Here is an 11917-nt window from a genome sequence, read left to right as displayed (position 1 = left end):
TTGATGAAGTCTCTCAGATTGGTCCATACTCATTGCGATGTTAAGATCCAATTCTTGGAAATCATTGGTATGATTCAGCCTCCGTGATGTTCGATATACGCCTTAATCCGGCTGCGGATGACGCGCTTCCAATCTACCGGCAACTAGCCGATCAGATTGAATTCCTGATAAGGGCAGGGGAGCTTCCTTTCGGGATGCGTCTTCCGTCAACGCGAGACCTTGCCCGGCAACTTGGGATATCACGAGGCACCGTGGTGCAGGCCTACGAAGAACTCCGCAGTCGCAATCTGTGCGTAAGCCATGTTGGTCGAGGCACGCAAGTCGTGAAGGCCGATGATTCAGCGGTGGACTTCACTAACGGCACGAGCTCATCAGGGGAGAGATTGCTCGCGCCGGAGGAGCCGTTGATCGATGATCCTCGCTTGCGCTCACTGCTGCCTAGCATGGCCGACACGGCGCATCTACCAGTGACCGAGCTTCGACAAAGCTTTAGCAGAGTGCTTCGCTACCCTGCGCTTCTCAATTCATTCGGTGAGAGCGCAGGCGACCTGACGTTGCGCAAGCTCATCTGCGAACGCCTGCTTCCGTCGCGCGGCATTCATGCAAGACCTGAGGAGGTTATCGTCGTACCTGGATCGCAGTACGGCGCCGTGCTTATTGCCCTCGCACTGCAGAGATCGCGCAAGACCGTGCACTTCGGTGTACCGGGTTACCTTGGTATTCCACGAAATTTCGCACGTTTCAACTATGCGCTTCATGCACATGAAGTGGATACCCAGGGCATCGTCTTAGGGAATACATTGTTAGGAGCCGACGACATACTGTATCTGATGCCGGAACATCACTTTCCACAATGCATTGCCCTTGATGAAGCCAGGCGTGGAACTATTTTGAAGCAGTCGGTCGCGCAAGGCGTCCTGATCGTGGAAGACGACTACGACAGCGAGTTCTATTACGACCGCCAGCCACAGCCTGCGCTAAAGGCAAGCAGCAGCGCTCGAAACGTCGTGTACTTGGGTACATTCTCCAAAATTCTCTTCAACACGGTTCGTCTTGGTTACATTGTTGCCGACGCTGCTTTAGTCCAGGAAATGGCCGCGTTGCATTGGAGTTTGTCGAGAGGAACAAACGGTCTGATTCAGCGGTGGGTCGCAGATCTGCTTGCAAGCGGAGCTCTCGAACGTCATGTCAAACGCATGCGAAATGTGTACCGGCGCAAGAGAGACGACTTTGCAAACTTGCTAGGCGCGAACTTCCCAGACTGGACATACCGCGTGCCAAGCGGTGGACTGCAGTTTTACATCGAGATTGAGTCCGGCGTCGAATTGCAGCGCGTACTGGCCGCCTGCCAGAGGGCGAACTTGGCCATTGGTACCCCTTGGGCTTACACGCTTTCCGAAAGCACATTGCGACCGTTTATTGTGATCGGCTTCGGGGCAATGCCATTCGCCCGGATTAAATCAGCGCTGCTCGATCTGCGTCGCAGTCTCTAGAGACGTTTCAAATTTGCGCAGCTTGTCCGGTCTTCGTCAATCGGTGTCAAAAAAACACTTGGTTTGAACATAAGACTCAAGGCGGGTGACTCGCGCCGGTGGATCTTACGAAAGCGGCAGGCAAGCAGGAGAGCAGCGCTGCCAAAGCAATGGCAGCCGAAATCCAAGGAAGCGTGTGCAAGCCGACGCGGTCAACAACCAGTCCGCCGAGTGCGGAGCCTGCGGAGATCCCGCAATAATTGGCGGTTGAGTTGAAAGACAATATCGTGCTTCTGGCGTTGGGCATCAGGTTCATCAACCGTGTCTGCTGAGGTGCCTGGAATGAGTACGCCGCGAGACCCCAGGCAGCGAGGACAAGGAGGATCCCGCCCTCGAGGTGGACGCTGAGAAGCGCAAGATGGGAGATGAGTAACACTGCGGGGCTGAACCAGAGAACCCGGTGGCTACCAAGGCGATCAGTGGCGACGCCACCCACTATTCCGCCAACGATGCCCGCTATGCCGAAGACCATAAGCGCGCCCGTTGCGGTGGCTATCGAGAACCGGTCAACAAGCATCAAATACGCGGAGGCGAACGTATAGAGCGAGTACTGCGCAGTTGCCAGCAGCAGCGTGGACAACAAGCTTCCGATCACACGATAGTCCCGAAAGATATCCGACCACTTGCCCGGCTTGCCGGTCACATTCCGTGGCGGCCAAGTCATCATGATAACCAGACCGGCTGCAAGCAAAGCGATCGCGGCGAATGCAAGAAAGGCCATTCGCCAGTTGTAGGCCGCCGCTAACCACATGGCACCCGGGATGCCGACGAGTGTCGCACCGCCCAGGCCAAGGTAGACGTAGCTTACCGCCTGACCTCGCCGCACCGGCTCAACCGCCGCCGCGAGATCGCTGGCGGTGGGCGTGAAAAGCGCGGCCCCTGCTGCGGTGATTACCCGGCCGATCCATAGAACCATGGACGACCCGGCACAGGCGGAGATGATACAACCGAGGATGAAAATGGCAATGCCGCCGAGTGCAACCCGATGACGCGAAAATGGTGCTGCCAGTACTCCGATGAATGGTGCGACGACGGCGTAGGTCAGCCCATACACGAAAGCCATGGACGTCGCCTGGGCATCGGTCAGATGAAATTCATGCCGCAGGGGAATGAGTAATGCGGTCGTGACCAATGCGTTGGAACAAATGGCCAGGTTGCCAAGGAGGAGTCCGGACAGTTTGATGTACATAAGTTGAAGTTGAAGCGCGGCAGTAGCCAGGGCAGCAACTGCGCGCCCGATGTCAGGCGGAGCAGGAAGGTGAGATCGGTTGCCCTCGGACCCATTGATAGCGCGTGCCAATGCCATGACCCGCAACGCTGGTTCGGATTACAGTCACGGCACGTCTTTAGCGAGTGCCATGTGTGTATCGATGAATTCGCTCACATGCTTGAGTGCCAGGCGAGCATCGGGGACGAGGCTCGGAAACAACTGCCACTGGTGGACCATCCCGGGCCAAACTTCAACCGAGACTGCGACGTCGTCCGCAGCGGCCGCTTGTGCCATCCGCAGGCTGTCGTCGAGCAGGATTTCGCCTGCACCGACTTGCAAAAGCAGAGGCGGCAATCCGTGCAGGTCGGCGAACAAGGGAGACGCGCCGGGGTTGCGTGGGTCGACGCCATGCATGTAGACGGCGGTTACGTCCAGCAGGCCCTTGCGGGTCAGAAGGGGGTCTCTGGCAGCGTTTGTCTGGGTAGATTCGCCCGACGCAGTCAGGTCCATGATCGGGCTCATCGCGACTATTGAAGTCGGCAACGGCCGATGTGCTGCGCGCAGCCGGAGCGCCAGTTCGACCACGAGATTGCCGCCGGCCGATTCTCCGGCAAGTGCGATATGGGAAGCCGAATAGCCTTGTTGCAACAGCCATTCATAGCTGGCGACAGCGTCATCGATCTGAGCCGGATAGACGGCCTCGGGCATGCGCCGGTAGTCGATCAGCAATACGTTGGCCTGAGCGTCTTTTGCGAGCGTCGCGGCAAGCACGCGATGGCTGTCGCTGGAGCCGCTGTAGAAACCGCCGCCGTGCAGGTACAGAATCACGCGCCCGGTGTGCGCGCTCGACGATGTGCCACTGTCCGGCGAGATCCACTTGGCCGGCACGCCGTTCGCGCTGACAGTGCGGATTGTCACGCCATCGGGGACGGGGAATCCCGCCATCAGCTTTTCGAAGGCGGCCCGGCGGTCGATGAAGTCGTGCGTTCCGACGAGAGACTGTTGACGCATGGCGACGACGGTGGCAATACCGTCGCTGCTTTGCGCAGGGGCGCTTTGCGCCTGCACGTCGATGACGGTGGACCCTACCGCTATTGCTGCTGCAAAACCAAGCGCGGAAATACTTCGGGATTTCATGATTTTCCTTGGGACTTGTAGTCATTGACCGAGGAGAGAAGTGTGGCGGTGCATGATTCATCGGGCCAATTCGAAGTAGCGGGCTTCGCGATAAGTTTGGCTAATCGGCCGTCCTGTCGCCGGTGGGTAGGAGCTGGCTCATTGCGTACGACGCGCTTCCTCGATCGCGAGTTCGATGAAGTCGAGCACGAGCGGACTACGCTTGCGCTCGCGGAAGAATATCTTCACGACCAGCGGCTCGAAACCGTCGACCGGACAAGGCACGCGAGAGTCGGGCGCCGACGCAAAAACGTAGGCTGCGCTGAGTGGTGAGCCGAGCCCCAGGTCGACCAAGGCGATGCCGATTTGCGATTGGGTGGTCTCGTAGACGATAGTCGGCTTGACGTTGGCGCCGGCAAAGCGGGCGAGCACCGAATCGTAGAGCGGCTCGTTGACGGCCCGCGCGGGAACTATCAGTCACTCACCGGCCAACTCCTCAATACGCAGACGGGTGCGTTGTGCAAGGCGATGATCGCTACCGAACCAGCAGACATCAGTCGGAGTCCAGCAGGTGTTCAGAGCCTATGTGCGCCTTTGGGTCCGGTTGCTCGACAGGTACGCAAAAACCAAGTCGATCTCGTCCGTTGCGAGCGCTGCTATTTGAAAAGTAGCGAAGTTGTCGAAGTTCCAGTGCTTTCATTACAGGCGGTAAGGTGTGTTTATGGCTCGGTTATCACTTGCCAACGCGCGATGGTGTTCGTGCGCTTTGAATATCCTCACGACGGCATTGCGTTGTGTGTGGCCGCAGTCGAAATGGCCCTGATCATGATCGAATGCATTTCGTTTCGCGCTGAAGATACAGGCTGACCTACGCCGCGAGCATCAATGCAGCGGCAAAAAATATGATGTTCGCCCGCACGAAAGGTCCATGAAAGGCAGGAGTGCTGCCAGCTAAAGTCTGGGCGACCGGCATGCTTCGCCGCCTCCCAGTTCTCGCCTCCATCCACGCTCACTTCGATGCGCGTGACCCCGGCATCGGACCACGCCCAACCTTCTATATTCGTTGGTTCACCGGCACTCACGACACTATTATCCGGGGGTGAAACTATCACGCACTCAGGCACAACGTCTCAGACCGATATTCACTAGTCAGCCTGTCACCGCGAGGTGCAGGCTGACTACTGGCGAGCGCATCAAAGATCGGTCTGTACGGACCGCAGACGACCGTTTTCGGCGGCGTGCATCACGCACGTGTGTCAGGCAGTGTAAAGACGGAGATGGTCTGACGCAGCGCGTGTGCCTGATCTCGCAAAGAGATAGCGGCGCTGGCGGCCTGTTCGACCAGAGCGGCGTTTTGCTGCGTTACATGATCCATCTCATTCACCGCCCGGTTGATTTCCTCGATGCCTGCACGTTGTTCGTGCGAACCGGCGCTGATCTTGTCAAGGGTGGAAGCGACATGCCCTACGGCCTGAAGTATTTCGTCCATCGTGGCGCCAGCACATCCGACAAGCGATGCTCCTTCGTCAACTGTGGCAGTCGACGAGTCGATTAGTGTTTTGATTTCCCTCGCCGCATTTGCAGAGCGCTGCGCCAGGTTGCGCACTTCCGCGGCGACAACCGCGAATCCCCTTCCTTGTTCGCCTGCACGTGCAGCCTCGACCGCTGCGTTGAGCGCAAGGATATTGGTCTGGAAGGCGATCCCGTCGATCACGCTCAAAATGTCAGCAATTTGACGTGACTTGTTTGAAATTTCCCCCATCGTCTTGACCACATTGCCCACGACCTTGTTGCCTTGAGCCGCGATGTCCGCAGCCTGCTCGGCTAGCTTCGCCGCATGCAGTGCACTATCGGCATTTGCGCGCACATTCGCGGTCATGTGATCCATGCTTGACGCTGTTTGTACCAGCGCCGCAGCCTGTTCTTCGGTTCGCTGCGACAGGTCGGTGTTGCCCGCAGCAATTTCGTTTGCGCTCACGTTCACATTTTCCGCGCTGGCACGGACATGCCAAATCATCTCAATCAGTCGCGTCTGCATGTCGTGGAGCGAGCGGAGGAGGCTATGGCGATCGCTGGCAGTCACAGATATAGCCGTAGCAAGATCTCCTGCGGCCATACGTTGAGCATACCCAAGCGTCACCTCAAGGTCGCCGCCAAGAGTGCTACGTACACTGCGAAGCACGAGCGACATGATCAGTGTGGCTGCGCCCCCGAGCAGGATCGTGATAGTCAGCCACTGGAGCAGGTCGGAGAAAAAAGCGTGCTCGACATCATCCATGTACACACCAGTGACGACATACCAGTCCCATGGCTCGAAGTGGAGCGAATACCCGGTCTTAGGGACCGCGGCTTTGCCGCCGGGCCTGGTCCAGACATAGCGAAAAAAACCGCCGCCTGCCTTATTACCAGCTTGGACGATATCCATAAACATGTGATTGCCGGCTGCATCCACAAAGCTCGACATGTCCCGGTTCGCCAGCGACGGTTGCATGGGGTGCATGATGTTGCGAAGGCGCGAATCGCTAATGGTCACATAGCCGTCTGACCCAAATCTCAAGCTGGATATGACGAGGAGAGCTTGCTTCTTCGCGTCGTCTTCGCTGATGGAACCCTTCTGCGATAGATCGTAGAAATGTCTGGCAATACTGCTTGCCTCCTCGACAAGTTGCTTTAGCTGTTCGTGGCGGTCAGTGATCAATTGTGCGCGGCTATGCCATGCACCGAAACAGCTGATCATCAGTAGTCCAGTCCAAAGCACCACGATCGATAGGGCGAGCTTTTTGTTCAGTGTCATGGTCGTCAATTGTAGAGTTGAAACCATATAACGGTTTTTTCAGGCCTTTCTTGATGTAAGTGTAAACCCTCTGTCGCAGCACCTTTACTGGCGAAAATCGCGAATAATTAGCTATTTTATCGTTGTTTTTCTCGGGGCCATCATATGTTGACAGCGGCGCGAGGTATCCATATTATGGTGTATGACGTCATGGTATGGTCTAGAATGCTTGGATCATATCTGCAAAGGGCAGTTGAAAGGCGTAGCCCGAGAACGTTGAATCTCGTAGCTGACTATTGCTTCAGATACGCACTGGCGATAGTGCTGCCTACAATTGCGGGCAGTTCTTTCGCATGCCGTGCGATTCTTGGACGGGGGAAGGGAGATGAAATTGAACCAGGAAGCGCAACTGCTTGGACGAGGGTTCTATTGGCAGGACCTCCATGTCGGAGAAAAATTTCGCACATATCGGCGCACGGTGACGGAGGCCGACTTGGTGAATTTCATATCCACCATAGGAATGCTTGAGGCCGTCTTCATTGACGCCGCTTTCGAACACGCTGCCCTGTCTAACCGTCCTGTGCCAGCGATGCTAACTAGTGGCCTGATTGAAGGAATGCTCTGTCAAACGATGGTGCAGGGTACGGGCCTTGCGTTGCTGGAAATGTCGATAAAGGCGTTCAAGCCGGTAGTTGTCAACGACGCAATCCATGGGGTCGTCGAAGTGGTAGAGGTCAGACCGACCTCGAAAAATAATCGGGCGGTGTTCGCAAGCCGGGTAGACGTGTTCAATCAAGAGGACGTGAACGTGCTGACGTATGACGTGAAGAGGATGCTTGCTGGACGGCCTGACTAGCGAAGGCGTCTCCTGCGTACTCACGCCAGGTGTTTCCTTAAGTGCTCTTCGCTCCCGAGGTGCTCGCCGCCGTAGCGTCAGCTGGGCCGTTGGAAGCTTGATTGCCTAAACCGCGGCCGCGAGGTTCTCCGCACCATCGCTTCAAGATGTGCTTCGCTTCAGAAGGAAATATGGAACTTTATCCGCACCTAATGGCCTCTCTTCAGGTCGGCGCGGTCACGCTTCGTAACCGTATCGTCATGGGCGCGATGCATACGCGTCTGGAAACACTTGATCGGCCTCACGAACGAGTCGCCGCCTTTTACCGGACACGCGCGCAAGGCGAAGTTGGTCTGATCCTGACGTGTGGCCACTCTCCGAATCGTGAGGGCATTTTTGAGCCGAATGCGCCGTTGTTTTGTGATCATTCGCAGATCAAAGAGCATCGCTCAATTACTGAGGCAGTGCATGCTGCCGGCGGGCTCATTGCACTGCAGCTTTTGCATGCCGGCCGTTATGCGAGGCATCCTCTCTGTGTTGGACCGTCGTCCGACCGGGCACGCATCAATCCAGTTGTTCCGCGCGAACTGACCACAGAAGAAGTATGGCAAACCATCGAGGACTTCGCAAAAGCTACCGAGTTGGCTCGCGAGGCAGGCTACGATGGCGTGGAAATCATGGGTTCCGAGGGTTACCTGATCAATCAGTTCACGGCAATTTTGACGAATCACCGGACCGACGAATTCGGCGGAAGCGGCGTAGCACGGATGCGTTTCCCGTTGGAAATTCTGCGTGCAATTCGGCGGCGGATCGGCGATGAGTTCATGGTCATCTACCGAATCTCGGCGGTCGATCTTGTCGATGGCGGTATGAGCGGTCCTGAGGTTGCTGAACTGGCTCGTAACGTCGAAGCCGCGGGTGCGGATATGCTCAACACAGGGATAGGGTGGCATGAATCCGCAGTACCTACCATTGCCGCGTCAGTGCCTAGATCCGCCTGGTTGTACGCAATAGAAAACGTCAAGGCCGCTGTTACCTGTCCTGTGATTGCGTCGAACCGAATCAATACGCCCGATGGAGCTGAAAGGCTTCTTGCAACGGGCTCTGCCGATCTCGTATCCATGGCGCGACCACTGCTAGCCGATCCAGACTTCGCAAAAAAGTCGCGCCTTGGTCGGCCGGGAGAGATTAATACCTGTATCGCTTGCAACCAGGCGTGCCTCGACCGGATCTTCACTGATCGTTCTGCTACTTGTCTTGTCAATCCGCGAGCTGGACGCGAGATCGAGTTTGTCCCGAGTCCGATTGCGAGAAGGAAGAAGCTTGCCGTTATCGGCGGCGGTCCAGCCGGAATGGCGTTTGCAATCAATGCGAGCGAGCGGGGACACTATGTTTCACTATTCGAATCGGCGGCGTCGCTTGGCGGGCAGCTGAACCTCGCACGTGCCGTTCCGGGAAAGAGCGAATTCAACGAGATGCTCAGATATTTTCGTACGCGTCTGGCAACGCTTGGTGTCGACGTTCGCCTTGGCGCGGATGTTAAGCCATCCGACTTCCGAGGCGGAGGGTTTGACGAGATTGTGGTTGCAACCGGCGTGCGACCGCGCACACCGGACATTGAAGGTGCGGACCATCCGAAGGTGCTGTCTTACATCGATGTGCTCGGTGGTAGCAGTTCGGTCGGCAACAGCGTAGCGATCATTGGCGCAGGTGGAGTCGGGTTCGATGTCGCTGAGTTTCTCGTCGGCAATGAACAGGAGTCGGTCGACCCTGAAACCTTCTTCCAGGCATGGGGCGTGGATTCGAGCCTGGCGTCGGGCGGAGGGCTTATTCCGGCGCAACGCAAGTCCCCACTGCGTCAGGTCTACATGTTTCAGCGAAAAGACGAGCCGCTTGGCAAGCGACTCGGAAAATCGACGGGGTGGATTCTTAAGTCGCGACTTCGTCGTGCCAATGTCGAGATGATCTCGGGCGTGACATACCAGCGAGTAGACGATGCTGGTTTGCACTACACTCGGGACGGGCAATTGCGTGTTCTGGCTGTAGACAATGTAATTTTCTGCACGGGACAGGAGTGCGAGCGCGATCTTTATGAGCGGTTCAAGGCTGAGGGGATTGAAGTCCGTGTGATTGGCGGCGCTGACTTCGCCGGTGAACTGGATGCGTTGCGTGCAATCGAGCAGGCAACACGCTTAGCTATCGCTGTGTGAGCCGCCGGACTCGCCCGTGATCATGGAATGACTAGAGAAACAGAGCGACTTGCGAACGCCGAATCTGAAGAGGAGACAGGCATGACGAACAAGAAAGTCTGGTAGGAAGGCGAATCTTACGCAGAATCTTCTCGGGCTCGTCCGGGCCTGTGAGGGGTGAAGGGGGTTGACTTCCTCGCCTACTCGGAGAACGCGGTCCACGTCAATTCATCAAGATGCATGTCCCTTCGTCGGCAGCTCCGGCGCACAGGGCGATCACGCGCGGCGATTGTTACCGGTTGTAGCTGAAGGTGGCCGCGCAATGTTTCAGGGCCGCCATCCGAGCCGCAACGGTGTCGCGCGCAGCAGACACAATGACGTGCTCACGTGTGATTCGCCAGATTGGTCGCGGACCGACCGGCATGAGATCGTTATAAAACCGAGATACTGACCGGCTACCGCGATTGCCCCCAATGATTTCTCGCGGGTCCGTCAGTTCGCGAGGCGCTCAATGACAAGATCGAGGAGAGCCCGCAAGCGCGACAGCCGGCGCAGGTCTCGATGATATCCGACGTAGGTCTCGCGAACGGGCGGCGTCTCCGCCAGACCGAGCGGCACGATGTCCGGTATGCGGTCGCCCAGAGGTCTCGGCAATACAGCTAGCCCGCTGCCCTGTCGACAGAACTCCGCTTGGACGAGGCGGCTGTTGCTGCGCATCGCGATCTGAGCTTCAGGGAGGACCCGTTTTAGCCATAGCGCGTCTGGCATCTCCGCGAACGCTGTGTCCATCGTTACCACCCGCAGGCCGGCGCCCCCCGCTGCCAGATCAATTGCAGCGTCGGCTCGCGCATAGAGCGCGTAGGAAATAGTCAGCAACCGCCGGGAGACGACCTCGGGCTCCTCGAATGGCTTGATCCGAAATGCAATGTCGGCTTCGCGCCGGGGCAGGCTGTAAAGCCGGCCGTCGCTCAGCAGCTCGACGCAGACCTTCGGATGACGCTCACTGAACTCCGCCAGCGCAGGCGCTAGCATGTAGGTGCCGAACCAGTCTGAAGAGGAGAGCCGCAGCATACCCTCGAGCTGCACATCCGAGCCGGTGAGCCGGCGCTGGAACGCGAGCGCCTCTTCCTCGATCCGTTCAGCGTGTTCAAGGACCGCGTTGCCCTCGTCGGTCATCACGAAGCCGTCGGCGGTCCGCTGGAACAGCGTATGGCCGACTGCGGCTTCCAACGCCCTCAGCCGCCTTCCCATGGTCGGCTGAGATTGACCGAGGCTGCGCGCGGCCGCGCCGAGCGTACCTGCACGGGCGATCGCGAGAAAGATTTTGAGGTCACTCCATTCCATTTCGCACCTAAACAAAATTGCATGAAAATCGTGCAAGATTATCTATATCAATACAGAAAGGAAAGGGGAAGAATGGTTGAACATTTTTCCAGGAGAGAAACCTCATGACCAGAATGATGAAAGCCGCAGTTCTCGAAACGCACGGCGCGCCGTTCCAGATACGCGATCTACCGGTGCCGGCGCCAGGGCCCAAGGAGGTTCTGGTGCGCATCGCCGCGAGCGGCGTCAATCCCCTTGATACGAAGATTCATGCCGGTGCGGCGGAACATGCACGGCACCCGCTGCCGGCCATTCTCGGCATTGATCTTGGCGGCACCGTCGAAGCGGTGGGTTCCGAAGTGACGGATTTCGTGCCCGGCGACGAGGTGTACGGCATGGCTGGCGGCGTCGGCGGACTACAGGGCACGCTCGCGGAATATGCGGCAGTCGACGCAGACCTTCTGGGGGCAAAACCGGCGAACCTTTCGATGCAGGAGGCGGCTGCGCTCCCATCCGTGGTCATCACCGCGTGGGAGGGTCTGGTTGATCGTCTGGCCGTTGGTGCAGGAGACACTGTTCTGGTCCAGGGTGGTGCCGGCGGCGTCGGCCATGTTGCGGTCCAGCTCGCGCGCGCTTTCGGTGCAGAGGTTTTCGCGACCGGATCGGCGCATAGCCGCGCGGTCATCGAGCGCTTGGGCGCGACCTTCATCGAGCGGACTGAACCTGTTCTCGATTACGTGAAGCGCCTCACGGGCGGGCGCGGTTTCCATCACGTCTACGATACCGTCGGAGGCGCCGCGCTCGATGCGTCTTTCCAGGCGGTCCGACGCTTCGGTCATGTGGTCAGTTGTCTGGGGTGGGGCACTTATGCGCTGGCCCCGCTGTCCTTCAAGGAAGCGACCTATTCCGGCGTGTTCATCCTGCCGCCGTTGCTGTCTG

General features: G+C 57.8%; 11 protein-coding genes. 5 read left to right on the top strand and 6 right to left on the bottom strand.

Translation table 11 applies throughout. The features are described 5' to 3' along the window. Window positions 1-86 precede the first annotated feature (86 nt). The gene (gene pdxR, locus ACZ9H4_RS23975) at window positions 87-1493 is read left to right on the top strand and encodes a MocR-like pyridoxine biosynthesis transcription factor PdxR (RefSeq protein ID WP_476121238.1); all 1407 of its coding nucleotides are present in this window, start codon (window positions 87-89) and stop codon (window positions 1491-1493) included. 76 nt (window positions 1494-1569) lie between these two features. Here pdxR and ACZ9H4_RS23970 read toward each other — a convergent pair whose 3' ends face one another. The 3 genes from ACZ9H4_RS23970 to ACZ9H4_RS23960 form a co-directional block, all read right to left on the bottom strand. Beyond that, entirely contained in the window at window positions 1570-2721 is a 1152-nt protein-coding gene (locus ACZ9H4_RS23970; protein WP_476121236.1) for an MFS transporter, read from the bottom strand. A 144-nt stretch (window positions 2722-2865) separates the two neighbouring features. After that, window positions 2866-3879: an alpha/beta hydrolase gene (locus ACZ9H4_RS23965; RefSeq protein ID WP_476121234.1), complete on the bottom strand. Its 1014-nt coding sequence runs from the start codon at window positions 3877-3879 to the stop codon at window positions 2866-2868. Window positions 3880-4017: 138 nt separating this feature from the next. Further along, window positions 4018-4290: a type 2 periplasmic-binding domain-containing protein gene (locus tag ACZ9H4_RS23960; protein ID WP_476121233.1), complete on the bottom strand. Its 273-nt coding sequence runs from the start codon at window positions 4288-4290 to the stop codon at window positions 4018-4020. A 96-nt stretch (window positions 4291-4386) separates the two neighbouring features. Between ACZ9H4_RS23960 and ACZ9H4_RS23955 the strand changes: the two genes are divergently transcribed. After that, entirely contained in the window at window positions 4387-4725 is a 339-nt protein-coding gene (locus tag ACZ9H4_RS23955) for a hypothetical protein (protein WP_408157400.1), read from the top strand. On the opposite strand, the gene ACZ9H4_RS23950 is transcribed toward ACZ9H4_RS23955, so the two are convergent. Beyond that, window positions 4635-4970, bottom strand: coding sequence for an Ig-like domain-containing protein (locus ACZ9H4_RS23950; protein ID WP_476121231.1), 336 nt, complete (start codon window positions 4968-4970; stop codon window positions 4635-4637). The two genes, ACZ9H4_RS23955 and ACZ9H4_RS23950, sit on opposite strands and share 91 nt — an antisense overlap. A 131-nt stretch (window positions 4971-5101) precedes the next feature. Beyond that, entirely contained in the window at window positions 5102-6652 is a 1551-nt protein-coding gene (locus ACZ9H4_RS23945; protein ID WP_408157384.1) for a methyl-accepting chemotaxis protein, read from the bottom strand. A 364-nt stretch (window positions 6653-7016) separates the two neighbouring features. On the opposite strand from ACZ9H4_RS23945, the gene ACZ9H4_RS23940 reads away from it, so the two are divergent. Beyond that, a complete protein-coding gene (locus ACZ9H4_RS23940; protein ID WP_408157386.1) occupies window positions 7017-7487 on the top strand; it encodes a MaoC family dehydratase in 471 nt (156 codons plus the stop codon). Between the two features lie 170 nt (window positions 7488-7657). Beyond that, window positions 7658-9676, top strand: a complete 2019-nt coding sequence (locus tag ACZ9H4_RS23935) for an oxidoreductase (protein ID WP_476121227.1) — start codon at window positions 7658-7660, stop codon at window positions 9674-9676. Between the two features lie 471 nt (window positions 9677-10147). On the opposite strand, the gene ACZ9H4_RS23930 is transcribed toward ACZ9H4_RS23935, so the two are convergent. After that, on the bottom strand, window positions 10148-10999 hold the full coding sequence (locus ACZ9H4_RS23930) for a LysR family transcriptional regulator (protein WP_476121226.1): 852 nt from the start codon (window positions 10997-10999) through the stop codon (window positions 10148-10150). 104 nt (window positions 11000-11103) lie between these two features. Between ACZ9H4_RS23930 and ACZ9H4_RS23925 the strand changes: the two genes are divergently transcribed. Further along, window positions 11104-11917 (top strand): zinc-binding dehydrogenase (locus tag ACZ9H4_RS23925; RefSeq protein WP_476121224.1); only part of this gene is annotated, 814 nt, incomplete at its 3' end.

The organism is Paraburkholderia sp. TE9906, from assembly GCF_056279605.1.
The sequence above is the reverse complement of the archived record's forward strand: the minus strand, read 5'-3'. Positions and strand labels throughout refer to the sequence as shown.